The sequence below is a fragment of the Radiobacillus kanasensis genome (assembly GCF_021049245.1).
In the GTDB taxonomy this organism is placed as follows: domain Bacteria; phylum Bacillota; class Bacilli; order Bacillales; family Amphibacillaceae; genus Radiobacillus; species Radiobacillus kanasensis.
The window spans coordinates 642,140-655,777 of sequence record NZ_CP088020.1; the positions used below are offsets into that span (position 1 = coordinate 642,140).

At 39.3% G+C, this 13,638-nt stretch carries 13 protein-coding genes; 11 read left to right on the forward strand and 2 right to left on the reverse strand.

Features of this window, described 5'->3' with window-relative positions; genetic code table 11:
• The first annotated feature begins 79 nt into the window (after positions 1-79).
• Positions 80-955 carry a transporter substrate-binding domain-containing protein gene (locus KO561_RS03345; RefSeq protein ID WP_231095739.1) on the forward strand — a complete coding sequence of 292 codons (876 nt, stop codon included), beginning with the start codon at positions 80-82 and terminating at the stop codon, positions 953-955.
• A 4-nt stretch (positions 956-959) separates the two neighbouring features.
• A complete protein-coding gene (locus KO561_RS03350; RefSeq protein ID WP_231095740.1) occupies positions 960-1,646 on the forward strand; it encodes an amino acid ABC transporter permease in 687 nt (228 codons plus the stop codon).
• A gap of 38 nt (positions 1,647-1,684) precedes the next feature.
• Here the strand turns inward: KO561_RS03350 and KO561_RS03355 are convergent, their stop codons facing one another.
• On the reverse strand, positions 1,685-2,869 hold the full coding sequence (locus KO561_RS03355; RefSeq protein ID WP_231095741.1) for an MFS transporter: 1,185 nt from the start codon (positions 2,867-2,869) through the stop codon (positions 1,685-1,687).
• Between the two features lie 199 nt (positions 2,870-3,068).
• Here KO561_RS03355 and KO561_RS03360 point away from each other — a divergent pair, with 199 nt between their 5' ends.
• On the forward strand, positions 3,069-3,866 hold the full coding sequence (locus KO561_RS03360) for a YfkD famly protein (RefSeq protein WP_231095742.1): 798 nt from the start codon (positions 3,069-3,071) through the stop codon (positions 3,864-3,866).
• Positions 3,867-3,893: 27 nt separating this feature from the next.
• On the opposite strand, the gene KO561_RS03365 is transcribed toward KO561_RS03360, so the two are convergent.
• Complete coding sequence (locus KO561_RS03365) at positions 3,894-4,742, reverse strand: mechanosensitive ion channel family protein (RefSeq protein WP_231095743.1); 849 nt, start codon at positions 4,740-4,742, stop codon at positions 3,894-3,896.
• Between the two features lie 121 nt (positions 4,743-4,863).
• On the opposite strand from KO561_RS03365, the gene KO561_RS03370 reads away from it, so the two are divergent.
• From KO561_RS03370 to KO561_RS03405, 8 genes are all read left to right on the forward strand, one after another.
• Complete coding sequence (locus KO561_RS03370) at positions 4,864-5,016, forward strand: SE1561 family protein (protein ID WP_231095744.1); 153 nt, start codon at positions 4,864-4,866, stop codon at positions 5,014-5,016.
• Between the two features lie 419 nt (positions 5,017-5,435).
• Positions 5,436-6,215, forward strand: a complete 780-nt coding sequence (gene pdaA, locus KO561_RS03375; RefSeq protein WP_231095745.1) for a delta-lactam-biosynthetic de-N-acetylase — start codon at positions 5,436-5,438, stop codon at positions 6,213-6,215.
• Positions 6,216-6,378: 163 nt separating this feature from the next.
• Positions 6,379-7,956 (forward strand): acyl-CoA synthetase MbcS, encoded by a 1,578-nt coding sequence (gene mbcS / locus KO561_RS03380; RefSeq protein WP_231095746.1) that lies wholly within the window; start codon positions 6,379-6,381, stop codon positions 7,954-7,956.
• A 363-nt stretch (positions 7,957-8,319) separates the two neighbouring features.
• Complete coding sequence (locus KO561_RS03385) at positions 8,320-10,455, forward strand: ATP-dependent Clp protease ATP-binding subunit (protein WP_231095747.1); 2,136 nt, start codon at positions 8,320-8,322, stop codon at positions 10,453-10,455.
• A gap of 112 nt (positions 10,456-10,567) precedes the next feature.
• Complete coding sequence (locus KO561_RS03390) at positions 10,568-11,491, forward strand: ComEC/Rec2 family competence protein (protein WP_231095748.1); 924 nt, start codon at positions 10,568-10,570, stop codon at positions 11,489-11,491.
• 126 nt (positions 11,492-11,617) lie between these two features.
• Entirely contained in the window at positions 11,618-11,995 is a 378-nt protein-coding gene (locus KO561_RS03395) for a GntR family transcriptional regulator (RefSeq protein WP_231095749.1), read from the forward strand.
• Complete coding sequence (locus KO561_RS03400; RefSeq protein WP_231095750.1) at positions 11,985-12,854, forward strand: ABC transporter ATP-binding protein; 870 nt, start codon at positions 11,985-11,987, stop codon at positions 12,852-12,854. Before KO561_RS03395 ends, KO561_RS03400 begins: the two co-directional genes overlap by 11 nt.
• Positions 12,847-13,548, forward strand: a complete 702-nt coding sequence (locus KO561_RS03405) for a hypothetical protein (protein WP_231095751.1) — start codon at positions 12,847-12,849, stop codon at positions 13,546-13,548. The genes KO561_RS03400 and KO561_RS03405 overlap by 8 nt, the downstream gene beginning before the upstream one ends.
• Positions 13,549-13,638 lie beyond the last annotated feature (90 nt).

The following is a 13,638-nucleotide window of genomic DNA, read 5'->3' on the forward strand; positions in this document are numbered from 1 at the left end:
AATTATTAACGATTAGCTGTTATATTCTTAAGGAGAATTTTATATATAACAATAATTTTAGATAGGTGGGATTAGGGAGATGAAATTAAGGGGTTTTGTTTGGGTATTGTTATTGGGTCTATTCTTATTAGCAGCTTGCGGAGCAACAAATGAAGGAGAAGAAGGCTCCGGAGGAAATTCAGATGAAAAAGATAGTAAGTGGGCGGAAATTGAAGATGCAGGTGAACTGGTTGTTGCGACCTCCGGTACATTATTTCCAGCGTCTTATTATCCAGAAGGGTCTGATGTTTTAACTGGATATGACGTGGAGATTATGAACGAAATTGGGAAACGTCTAGATCTAGATATTAAGTATGAAACCATTGGTGTAGATGGGATGCTTGCGGCTGTTAGTAGCGGAAGAGTCGATATGGTCATTAATGATATGGAAGTGACGGAAGAACGTCAGGAAAAATTTTCGTTTAGTGAACCATACAAGTATTCTTATTCTACAATGATTGTGAGAGCTGAAGACTTGTCCGGTATTGAAAAACTGGAGGACTTAGAAGGAAAAAGAGCTGGTGGTGGAGCAACTACCGTGTTTAGTCAAATCGCAGAACACTTCGGTGCAGAAGTTGTAACATACGGTAACGCAACGAATGATGTCTACTTACGTGATGTGGATAATGGAAGAACCGATTTAATTATCAACGATTATTATTTACAAAGCTTAGCACTGCAAGCAATGCCTGAATTTGATTTAGTTTTACATCCAGATCTTAAATTCCATCCGACGGATCAAGCCATTGTCTTACCAAAAGATGCGGCCACATTAAAAGAGAAGGTTGATGGAGTGCTTCAAGAAATGAGAGAAGATGGAACGTTAACCGAGCTATCTAAGCAATTCTTTGGTGGCAAGGATGCATCTAAGAAACCGGAAGAGGAAATTACGAAAATTGAAGGGCTTGACCTTTAGGTAAATGAAGATATTCGAAAATCTAACATTCGGAGGATTTTTTGATGTAAAGCTTGCATGGGAGAGTTTACCCTTCTTGTTGTCGGGTCTCCCGTTAACACTTGCTATTTCGTTTCTTTCGATGGGAATGGGTCTTCTGTTAGGCCTGTTCCTAGCCTTAGGGAGACACTCGCAATATTTCTTTTTTCGCTGGCCTGCTAGAGTGTATATCTCTTTCATGCGCGGGACGCCGATTCTCGTGTTTTTATTTATTTTATATGTGGGTCTTCCTTACGTTGGAATTGAGTTATCGGGATTTGTAGCTGCCACTCTTGGATTTGGTTTAAATAGCGCAGCCTATATAGCAGAGATTAACAGGGCAGCTTTGAATAGTGTGCCAAGTGGTCAGTGGGAATCAGCTCGTGCGTTAGGGTTTAAGTACTGGACAACATTGAAGTCCATCATTTTACCCCAGGCGACCAGAATTGCAATTCCCCCGTTAACAAATGTTTTTTTGGATATCGTAAAGGCGACTTCTCTTGCAGCCGTCATTACGGTTCCTGAGCTATTTCAGAAAGCTCAAATTGTTGGAGGAAGAACGTTTGATCAAATGACCATGATGGTTCTGGTCGCTTTGATTTATTGGCCCGTATGTTCAATCATAGCAATATTTCAAGAGAGACTGGAAAAACGATTCAGTCGATATCTGTAAAAAGAGAAGCTCCTTCCGGATAGTGGTAGGAGCTTCTTTTAATGGGCTTCGATGGGAATGGTAGATGGATTGTCGGCTTTTTTGACTGCTATAGCAATAAACACGATTAACAGCAATGCCATGATCACATAGAAAAAAGATGAGTTTGGCATTAAATCGATGTATAAGCCACCTAAATAAGGACCGGAAATACTGCCAATGCTAAAAGCAATTCCACACATGATATTTCCAGCTGGAAGCAGTGTTTTTGGTAATAGATCGGTCATATAAGAAATTCCAAGCGAGTACACAGAACCAACAAGCATCCCGGCAAGGGAAAAGGTGATGAGTAACCCAACTGCTGAGTTTTCTACAAAAGCAGCTATATAAAAGGTCAAAATCCCGCCGCCAATAACGAACAATAATAGCTTTTTGCGGCCAATCTTATCACTTAAGATGCCCAATGGAATTTGCGTAATCATACTAGCTGCAGCAAAACAAGGCAGGATAATCGAGAGCATGCTTACATCATGACCAAGACGTAACCCGTAAATTGGGAAAATTCCATTTAAAGTGGACTCTAAAACTCCGTAAGCGAACGGTGGGAGCAGTGCGACCCAAGCAAGCTTCCACGCTTTCCAAAATCGACCTAAAGAAGTTTTTGTTCCAGTTGTATCAATCGTTTCCTCTTCTTTCGTCCATTCATTTCGAACAAAAAACATAAGGATCCAAACGGAAAAGCATAATATAGATGAAAGAATAAAAGGTAAGCTTTCATTTATTTTTAACAATTGTGTCGTCGTTGGACCAATCGCGAAGCCAAGACTAAAAAACAGTCCGTAAAAGGCGATGTTGCGTCCCCGTTTCTCGGCAGCGGATGTGGTTGTGATCCAAGTTTGGGTACCGAAGTGGAGCATGTGATCCCCTATTCCAATCAAGATCCGTAAAATAAACCAGAACCATAACGCCTGCCAAAGTGGAAATACAGCAAGAGATATAACGACCAAAGCCCCGCCAATTAAAATAATCGGTTTATAGCCTAGCTTTTGCATCGGTTTTTCCATGAAAGGAGATGCTATTAACACCCCTATGTATAATCCCGTAGCATGAAGGCCATTGACGGAGGAGGACACTCCATTTTGCTCCAAAATAATCGCTAATAATGGCAATAACATTCCTTGTGAAAATCCGGATATGGTTACCAAGCTAATAAGTATCCAGAAGCGAACACTTTTGATCTCCATAAAATTTCCTCCTTACACACAGTAGTTCCAATTTAATACGTTCCATGAAAAAGGTCAATCCTGGCTTTATCAATGCTAGAAAATTGTCATACTCCGTTAAGCTTGGAAAGATTCTAAAGGACGAAAGGAATAAATAGCCTGCATAACTTACGAACCTGGCGAAAATAATAAGGTAAAATAATTGAAAGGATTGGGACGCATGAAACAGAAACTTTTGATAGCAATAGTAGCGCTGTTCGTCACTGTTTTAGTTCCATTTTCAGTTGGAGCTAAAGAGGAAAAGCCTAAGGATAAAGAGAACAAAGAATTACCGAGCCATGTTTTAAATATTTCTAAAGAAAATACGTATCCGAATTCCACAAAGGACGAGGTTACGCTAGAACCGAGTGAACTCGTTAAAGAACTAATTGAAGAAGCAGAAGTAAAAATACAAAATCCAGATCTCATTAAAATGTTGAATGAGACCTCGCTTGACCCGTCCCCTATTGCGTTTGGGTACCGAGGTATGGTCTATTTAGGTCACTGGCCACTTCATTATGAATCAACAGAGTCCAATATTAATTGGGAGTATCAGAAAGTTAATACAAATGAAGTGAATAATCTTGGTGGAAAGAAGCAAGAAACAATGAGCTATAATCAACAAGAAGAAAAACACGTAAAAGGCGGATTAACAGCCAAGATTGACAAACCAGACCAGATTAAGCGAATGATGATTTTAGATGCGAAGAAGAACATTGAATTACCATTGTCATTCCACACAGTGGTCGGAAAAGATACAAAAAAAGAGAATTCTTATTCCGTTCCGATGAAGAAAATCGGACAGTTAGATGCGTATGCACCTGCTGTGAGTGAAAAAGGGAAAGTGACATTCGGTGAAGTGTATTTAAAATTGAAAGGATCCAAGAAGAAAATCGTGATTAAAAATGTAACGAAGCAAGGAATTGGAGCATGGATTCCGATTCAAGATCACTTATCATTTTCCTTTAATTTAAAATAAAAACAAAACGTGAGTCCAGATTTGGGCTCACGTTTCTCTTTGCTCCTTTGGGCGGTACTCAATATGCTGTTCAGCCATTTGGATCTTGTGGTCGTACATCGTTTCCGCTAAAATTCGGCGTGTCTCTTTTGCTGCTGTCCAATAGACTAGATCATCACACAATCCAATCACCGCATATTGGTAGCCACGGTATTGATCATTTAATGCTGTCATACCGTAAATTTGGAAAGGTTCAACCGGCTTTCCTGTTAAATCTTTTTTTAAGAACTCATGAAGCTCTTGATTGAGACGCTCACAGGCATCTTCTAATACGGAAAATATCCGTCTTGGATCCTCGTAAAAACTTACGGTTACTTGTTCAATCACACGCATCTTATCGAAATTATAATTTTGTACCGTTTGAATTTGGCCATTACTTAAAATGAGTAATTCCCCTGACCATTGACGAATCTTGATAGAACGAAGACCCACGTCTTCAACAATACCCGAATACAGGTTATTAACTTTGATCCAATCACCTTGCTGTAGCTGCTTTTCATAAAGAAGAAAAATACCAGCTAGCCAGTCTTTCACTAGGTTTTGTGCACCAAACCCGATAATTAAACCTAATACACCAGCCCCTGCTAAAATCTTTCCAACTTCTATATCAAACACATAAAGAACGTACACAATAAGTCCGAAAGTTGCGGCATATTGAACGATGGAGTTTACCATGGATTCAATCGTTTTCTCTTTTTTCTCAGATATGAAATCTGTTCGCTTAAAAAGGGAGTGAATGATTCTTCTTAAAACTAGAACTAGTATAACCGTAAAGATGACACCAATTGCTATTTGTGTGACGGGGTGTTTGAAAAAAGGACTATCAAAAAAGTTCATAATAACTACCTCCAAATTGAAAAACTAGGGCTCAGCCTGAGTAAGTAGGCTTGATTTGCCACTTTTCTTTACATATGTTCACAATTCCAATAGGATAGACTATGGAAAAAGGAGCGATAACATGAATCAAACCGATGACAAATTAGTGGAATTAAAGAGCTATCTTTCTCGATTTTTAGAGAAGTTAGATACAATGAATCCCGATCAAACATCTTTAGACGATGTGGATCAGTTGTTAAACATTATAAGCAAAATGGAGGATAAATTGAAGTAAGATTATGTATGAGACAACCTTCTCGTGCATATAGTGAAGTAAACAGATTTTCCCCTCCGCGAATAAGATATACATTCTGGTCGCAATAATATAAAGGTCTGGAAAACAATCGGTAGCTTTTTACCGATTGCTTTTTTTTGGTTATCAGGAAATATAAAATTTGCCTGGTGTGGACAAACATACTACAATAGCCACGTCCAGCTCCAGCGCCCAGCGACTAGCGAGACTTCCCTCACCTTCGTACGATAAGTCAACATCGGCTCCCTAAGGTCGCCGTGTTTCCTTTATCTCCTACGGCTCAGTCCAGTCCGTACGTCGCTAAACGAGCGCTTCCGCTTTTGTTCTTAACCATTTTATAGTTTGCATATTTTTGTTCCCTTATCAAAAAATAAGAAAAAAAGAGGTAAGGGGATTTTAAAATGAAAAAAATCATGTTTCTCATGTTAACTATTTGCTTATTTGCATTCCCGCTATCGATAAGCGCAAATTCGTATGGATGGGGGTTTAAAAAAGGGAATAATCATCAACCACCAGATGTAGGAAAATACGCACAAATGCTGCAAGGGAAGGGCTTCTACATTGATCCTTCTGGAGAAAAAGTCGTGTACTTAACCTTCGATAATGGATATGAAAAAGGCTACACTGGTCAAATTCTTGACGTCCTTAAGGAGAAGGGAGTTCCAGCTACTTTTTTCGTGACTGGACATTATGTGGACAGTAGAGAAAAGCTCGTGAAACGAATGGTTAAGGAAGGTCACATCATCGGAAACCACTCCTACCATCATCCGGACTTCACTAAGTTAAGTAAAGGAAAAATGAAAAAAGAACTAGAAGAGCTGGAACAAGCTGTCGCAGATATAACAAAGCAAGATTCCATGAAATATCTGCGTCCGCCAAGAGGAACGTTTAGTAATCAAACCTTGAAATGGGCAAACGAATTTGGATACTTGAACATGTTTTGGTCCCTTGCGTTTGTTGATTGGAATACCGATGCCCAAGGTGGCTGGCAAAAATCATACAATCAAGTACTCAAACAGGTGCACCCTGGAGCGATTATTCTGCTTCATACCGTTTCAAAGGATAATGCGGACGCGCTAGCTCATATGATCGATGACCTTCGCAAACAAGGCTACACGTTTAAAAGTTTAGACTACTTGCTGATGAAGAACCTAGTTCCAAAACCCCTATTTTCATTGTGAGAGAAAGCTCTGGCATGAGTGATATGCCAGAGCTTTCTTCCTTTTTTGAAGCGCATACAATTTTAGATTTTTCTGACAAGTTAAGTCGATTCCCTTTCTTTCACAGTTTGACATCTGATATAATGACTAGAAATTAGTACTAACTACTAAATGAGGTGAAACCGTGAGGAAAGAAGAGTTAATTGCACCGGAACAATACAATATTGCGATGGAAATGGATTTTTATGCGAAAGAGAACCCAACGAGGCAGGCCATTATTTGGACAGACGATCAAGGGAACTCAGAGACGATTACGTATGAGAAGCTTATCCAAGGAGCAAATCAAATAGCGAATGTGTTTGCGGCAAAAGGATTGAAAAAAGGAGATAAAATCTTGGTGATGATGCCAAGGTATATTGCTTCCTATCAAGTCTATTTAGCGGCATTAAAATCAGGGATCATTATTATCCCGAGTTCAGAAATGCTACGTACGAAGGATTTACAATACCGTGTGACACATGGGGAAGTACAAGGAGTAGTAAGCTTCTATCCTTATGTTAGTCAATATAAAGGATTAGAAGAGTACGAAAAGCTTACTAAGTTTTCCGTTGGTCAGCCAGTCGATGGCTGGCATGACCTAGATGGATTAGCGGCAGAAGCTCCAGAGCAGTTCGAAATAGTTCATACATCCCGTGATGATATTGCTTTTCTTCCTTATACATCTGGGACGACAGGAAATCCAAAAGGGGTCGTCCATACGCATGGTTGGGGATTTGCCCACTTGAAAACAGCGTCGAAGAACTGGCTAGGCATTAAAGAAAAGGATGTCGTTTGGGCGACCGCTGCACCCGGCTGGCAAAAATGGGTGTGGAGTCCATTCCTGTCTGTGTTAGGCTCTGGCTCAACCGGTTTTGTCTATAATGGACGGTTTGATCCTAATATTTATCTCGGATTACTAGAGGATTATAAAATCAATGTTCTCTGCTGTACCCCAACAGAATATCGCTTAATGGCCAAAGTCGACAACATAAACAAATACAAGTTACCTGCATTGCATAGTGCGGTTTCAGCTGGAGAACCATTGAATAGAGAGGTAATTGATACATTCCAGCGTTATTTTGACGTCACCGTAAGAGATGGGTATGGTCAAACAGAAAATACCCTTCTTCTAGGGGTTATGAAGGACATGGAGGTAAAACCAGGTTCAATGGGGAAACCAACTCCAGGGAATGACGTGCAAATTATTGACGAGATTGGCTTGCCGGTTTCAGTTGGGGTGGTTGGAGATATCGCGATTCCGTTAGATACACCTGCACTGTTTAAGGAGTATTATAAGGATTTAGAACGTACGGCAAAATCTCAGAGAGGCAACTACTATGTCACAGGCGACCAAGCAAGAATGGATGAGGAAGGCTATTTCTGGTTTGAAGGAAGAAGTGATGATATTATCGTTAGCTCCGGCTATACAATTGGACCATTTGAAGTAGAGGATGCTTTAGTGAAACACCCAGCTGTAAAAGAGTGTGCTGTAGTCGCGAGCCCAGATGAAGTTCGAGGGAATGTTGTAAAAGCTTTTATTGTCCTAAAAGATTTGAGCCAAGCGAGTGATACATTGGTCAAAGAATTACAGGATCACGTTAAAAGTCTAACAGCCCCTTACAAATATCCAAGAAAAGTAGAATTCATTGAAGAGCTACCAAAAACATCTTCTGGAAAAATTCGCAGGGTTGAATTACGGGAAAAAGAATTTGTACAACTTTAAAACATTTTAACTAATATCTATGATAAGATGGGAAAAAAAGGGGTACAGGGGGAGAAGGAGAATGACCAAAAAGGAATGGCTATGGGTGTTACTTATCGCCCTTGTTATTGTTCTTATTCCGATTCCCATCGTTAGTCCAAGCTAAATTAAATCACAAAACTAGGCTATCCAATAATGGTTGGGTAGCCTAGTTTTTTATATCTAAGAATATTAGGAAAGGTACTGGGAAAATTTTTCGTAAAAAAATAAAACAGAAAACTTGAAAGTCAAAAAAAGTCAAACTATAATGTGGTTAAAGGTCAAATATAGTCAAAGTCAAATTTGATCTATTCCAATTTTTAAAAGTAGAAGGAGGATGCGAATATGCAATGTCAAAATTGTGGTGTTCGAGAAGCAAATGTTAATGTTACCCTTCGTTTTAATAACCAATATCAAAACTTACAACTTTGTGATACTTGCTTGGAACAAATGAAAGAACAATATAGTAAAAGTCCTGCTGGGGCTTTTCAGCCAAATTCGTCTGATTCCTTTTTCCAAGACTTTTTTGGGAAATCAGGTTTTCAAGCCAACCAACAACAAGGTGCAAATCAACAACGAGGAAATAAAGGTGGAGGCTTGTTGGACGAGTTAGGTCGTAACCTTACGAATGCTGCCAAAGCAGGTCTTATTGATCCAGTCATTGGTAGACAAAATGAAGTAAAACGTGTCATCGAGACGTTGAACCGTCGTAACAAAAACAACCCAGTTCTGATTGGGGAGCCAGGGGTTGGGAAAACGGCTATTGCTGAAGGATTAGCGACAAAAATTGTCGAGGGCGATGTTCCTGCAAAGCTTAAAAACAAGGAAGTGTATTTGTTAGATGTAGCTTCCCTTGTGGCGAATACAGGAATACGCGGCCAATTTGAAGAGAGAATGAAAAAGTTAATTTCTGAACTGCAGCGTCGTAAAAACGTTATTTTATTCGTGGACGAAATTCACCTATTAGTTGGAGCTGGAACGGCAGAAAGCTCTCAAATGGATGCAGGAAATATTCTGAAGCCTGCTCTTGCTAGAGGAGAGCTCCAGCTTATCGGAGCAACAACGCTTGCTGAATATCGCAAAATCGAAAAAGACGCAGCGTTAGAGCGTCGTTTCCAACCGATAACAGTAAAAGAGCCAACGGTTGACGAAGCCATTCAAATCCTAAATGGTTTGAAAGAGAAATACGAGCAATATCACCAAGTAACCTATACGGAGGAAGCAATTAAAGCGGCTGTGACACTTTCTAAACGTTACATCCAAGATCGTTTCCTACCAGATAAAGCAATTGATTTAATGGATGAATCTGGTTCAAAATTAAACCTAGAAAATTCGGAGCAAGATATTACATTATTAGAGCAACAGCTTAGCGAAGTTGCGAAAGCGAAGGAAGAAGCTGCAGAAAAAGAAAACTATGAAGAAGCAGCGAACTTAAGACATCAAGAAATCATGCTAGAAAAGAAAATAAAAGAAGCAACAGATAGTCCTAGAGCGGAAGTAACGCTAGAGGATATCCAATTAATCATTGAAGAGAAAACGGGTATCCCTGTCCGCAAAATTCATGCCGGTGAGCAAGAAAAAATGAAAAACATCGGTGCTAATCTATCTCAAAAAGTAATCGGACAAGAAACGGCTGTTCAAAAGGTTGCGAAAGCAATTAGACGTAGTCGTGCCGGTTTAAAATCAAAACACCGTCCAATCGGTACATTCTTGTTTGTTGGACCAACTGGTGTCGGAAAAACAGAGCTTACCAAAGTATTAGCGGAAGAGCTTTTTGGAACAAAGGATTCCTTAATCCGTCTCGACATGAGTGAGTATATGGAAAAACATTCAGTATCTAAAATTATCGGATCCCCGCCAGGATACGTAGGACACGAGGAAGCGGGTCAATTAACAGAAAAAATTAGACGCAACCCATACAGCCTAATCTTGCTTGATGAGATTGAGAAAGCACACCCAGATGTGCAAAACATGTTCTTGCAAATTATGGAGGACGGTCATTTAACCGACAGCCATGGTAGAAGAGTCAGCTTTAAAGAAACAGTTATCATCATGACGAGTAACGCTGGCACAGGCTATAAGCCAATTACAGTAGGCTTTGAGAAGGATAATAATGAAGCAGTATCCACTTTAGAGTCTTTAAGTGGATACTTCAAACCAGAGTTCTTAAACCGTTTTGATGCCATTATTCCATTTAATGAGTTGAAACAAGAGGATCTTCTACAAATTGTAGATCTAATGATCCAAGAGCTGGCTACAAACCTAGAGGACGAAGGCATGACAATCACCGTAAGTGATGAAGCAAGAAAATATCTTGCAGAAAAAGGCTATGACCCAAGATTCGGTGCTCGTCCATTACGTCGCGTTATTCAAGAAAAAGTGGAAGACGCCATTACAGATCTTATCCTAGAAGAGGATGAGGTTCGAAACATTACGATTACCCTAGAAAACAACGACATCATTGTAACGAATAGCAAATAATGAAAAGGTGTTCCCTTAATGGGGGCACCTTTTTGTGTGTAATCATAAGCTATGTAATTTTGGAGAAACTAACTTATTGCTAGCTACACAGAAGTAGAAAGGGGATTTTTCCATGAGTGAAAAGAGCAAGCTTTCCTTTATCATGGTTTCCATTGTTCTTCTTTTCATTCCCCGTGCGCCTGTCTCTGCGATGCAAGCTTCTCCGGAAGAATATCAACAAGAAGTAGCTTCGACTGTAGTCCAATCAATGGGCCAACTCAAGGTTCACTTCTTGGACGTCGGTCAAGGGGATAGTATTTTGATTGAAGCTCCAAACGGCAAAAAAGTACTTATCGATGGAGGAAGACCTTCGGCAGGTAAAACAGTAGTACAATACTTAAAAGATAATGATATTGCAAGCTTAGATTTAGTCATATCCACTCATCCCGACTTTGATCATATTGGTGGATTAGTCGATGTGTTACGAAAGGTTGACGTGAAAAAAGTAATCGACAGTGGAAAGTTATACTACACCGAAACGTATCAAAAATATGTCCAAGTTTTGAATAACAAGGATCTTCCAGTAGATATTGCCAAAAAAAATACAAAAGTAGACTTAGGAAAAGATATCTCTGTCCAAATTTTGAATACGTTTCAGGAGTTTCGAACGAATAATGAATCGTCCATTGTCATCTTACTCCGCTATCAAGAAACAGACTTTTTGTTAATGGGAGATGTGGAAAAAGAGCAGGAACGGAAGCTAATAAAGAAAATTCCGTCTGATATAGAAGTTTTAAAAGTTGCTCACCATGGGTCAGATACAGCAAGCTCCTTGCATTTTCTCCAGCATATTAGTCCGGAAATCGCGATTTTATCCTACGGACGTAACAATCCTTTTGGGCATCCTGTAGACACAGTAATTAATAACCTACACCAGGTGAGAGCGAACATTTACTCTACTGCGAAAGCAGGCCATATTGTGATCTCGACCAAAGGTGAGGGCTATGACATACAAATTAGTGGTAGGGACAGAGTCGTCTATCAAGCCACTTCCTAGAAAAACTGAGCGTGTATGCTCAGTTTTTTTTATGGAAAAATTTTTTATAAAAAAGATTGACAGTAATGTTCATTGGTTTTATAGTTAGTTACATAAGTAATGAACCAAATGGGTGGTGATGTTTAGGTGAAGCATTCGTTAGATGATAATCGACCAATATATCATCAAATCAAAGAACATATAGAAGACTCCATTATTAGTGAAGCGATTGGAACAGGAGAGCGAGTTCCATCAACGAACGAATTTGCAAGCTTCTTTAAGATAAATCCAGCCACTGCTGCCAAAGGAGTGAATGAATTGGTAGATGAGGGGATCTTGGTGAAACGGAGGGGTGTCGGCATGTTTGTGACAGAGGATGCAAGGTCCATTTTAATACAAAAACGGAAGGATTCCTTTTTCAAAAGCTACGTTATCCCATTAAGGGATGAAGCAAAGAAATTACAAATTACGGAAACAGAACTATTGGATATGATCCAAAAAGGAGGGGAAATCAGTGAAGATTGAAGTAAAACAGCTTACGAAGCAGTATAAAGAGAAGCTTGCATTGAATTCAGTTAGTTTTGCTTTAGAAGAACCGAAAATTTACGGGTTGTTAGGTCGAAATGGTGCGGGAAAGACAACCTTCATGGAACTTTTAACTGGACTCATTTTACCGAACGAAGGTGAAATCCTGATTGACGGACAACGTCCGTTTGAAAATAGGAAATTAACGGAATCGATTTGTTTCATTCGAGAAGGACAAAACTTTAAAAAGGATTTAAGCATTAAAAATGTCCTTGTTATTTCCTCGTTGTTTTATCCGAACTGGGACCAATCCTTGGCGGAAAGATTGATGGAGGAATTTCACTTAACAAAGGGTATGAAAGTAAAGGCTCTTTCTAAAGGGATGGAGTCCGCTTTAGGAATCATCGTAGGATTAGCGAGCAAGGCGCCAATTACGATGTTTGATGAACCGTATATTGGGTTAGATGCTGCAGCCCGTTCTCGCTTCTATGAACTATTGATGGAGGAGTATGAAAATGAGAAGCGATTAATTATTTTTTCTACACACTTGATCGACGAAGTTAGTTCCCTGTTTGAAGAGGTTCTAATTTTTGAGGATGGAAAATTAAAGCTACAGGAAGATACGGATTCACTAAGAGAACGCTGCTATTCTATTACAGGACCTACTAAATCGGTTGAAAGTTTTGTTCATAACAAACAAGTCATTCATCAAAAATCGCTAGCTGGTATGTCAACAGCCGTTATTATGGATGACAATAAGGATGTTCAAGTAGGTGCTCCACTAGTAAAGGAAGGGGTGTCGATCCAAGACCTAATGATTCATCTGACAGCTCGCAAAGGAGAGGGAGTACATGAGTAAACAATTGAAGGCGATGTTATATTTTTATGTAACGGATATGAGAAAGCAATTTACAATATTCTGGATGATCCTAATGAGTATAGTAGTTGTTTCTCTTATCATGGCAACCACCATGCCGGACTTTTGGGAAGCTTATCTAACAATCTCGATTCCTGTGTATACTTTCTCAGGGGTTGCTGGTTTCAAAATTATAAAAGAAAGCCTGCCCTTCACAATTAAAATGGGTGGAACACGAAGTAGCTATTTTGTATCCATCGGAATGTTTATGTTAGGTTACTCCATCATTGCAGCGTTTATTACGAATGTAGTCCATTCACTTAGTATGCTTGTTATGGATATCTTAAAATTGGATAACCTCCAAATTATGCATCCAACTGCTCTTATGGGACAAGAAGACGTTTGGCTTTACCGATTTGGAATAGACTTCTATTTGAATTTCTTCTTTATTGCAACACTCTTCATTCTAGGACTTATTTTTTACAAATTTGGTATAGTAGGTGGTTTTTTAACACTTGGTGTATTCGCTCTATTAAACGCCGTTGCTATTGCCAGCGGAGAATTAATAGAGCTGGGAGAAGTCGTTATATTCCAATCGGAAGTTAGTCATTACCTTGTATTGTTTGGGATAGGTGCCTTTCTGTATGTCATCTCATGGTCCTTGTTGAGGAGAATATCTGCTGTTCCACAGTCTTAAGAAAAGATCCTTTCATCACATTAAGAAAATGCGTTGCAGGGGAAAAATACGAAATTGTATAGAAATATGTAAGACCAAATCGCATTGATT

Excerpts from the sequence above, each read along its gene's own strand:
- KO561_RS03345 (WP_231095739.1), top strand. The coding sequence starts at position 80 with ATGAAATTAAGGGGTTTTGTTTGGGTATTGTTATTGGGTCTATTCTTA.
- KO561_RS03350 (WP_231095740.1), top strand. The coding sequence starts at position 960 with ATGAAGATATTCGAAAATCTAACATTCGGAGGATTTTTTGATGTAAAG.
- KO561_RS03355 (WP_231095741.1), bottom strand. The coding sequence starts at position 2,869 with ATGGAGATCAAAAGTGTTCGCTTCTGGATACTTATTAGCTTGGTAACC.
- KO561_RS03360 (WP_231095742.1), top strand. The coding sequence starts at position 3,069 with ATGAAACAGAAACTTTTGATAGCAATAGTAGCGCTGTTCGTCACTGTT.
- KO561_RS03365 (WP_231095743.1), bottom strand. The coding sequence starts at position 4,742 with ATGAACTTTTTTGATAGTCCTTTTTTCAAACACCCCGTCACACAAATA.
- KO561_RS03370 (WP_231095744.1), top strand. The coding sequence starts at position 4,864 with ATGAATCAAACCGATGACAAATTAGTGGAATTAAAGAGCTATCTTTCT.
- pdaA (WP_231095745.1), top strand. The coding sequence starts at position 5,436 with ATGAAAAAAATCATGTTTCTCATGTTAACTATTTGCTTATTTGCATTC.
- KO561_RS03385 (WP_231095747.1), top strand. The coding sequence starts at position 8,320 with ATGCAATGTCAAAATTGTGGTGTTCGAGAAGCAAATGTTAATGTTACC.
- KO561_RS03390 (WP_231095748.1), top strand. The coding sequence starts at position 10,568 with ATGAGTGAAAAGAGCAAGCTTTCCTTTATCATGGTTTCCATTGTTCTT.
- KO561_RS03405 (WP_231095751.1), top strand. The coding sequence starts at position 12,847 with ATGAGTAAACAATTGAAGGCGATGTTATATTTTTATGTAACGGATATG.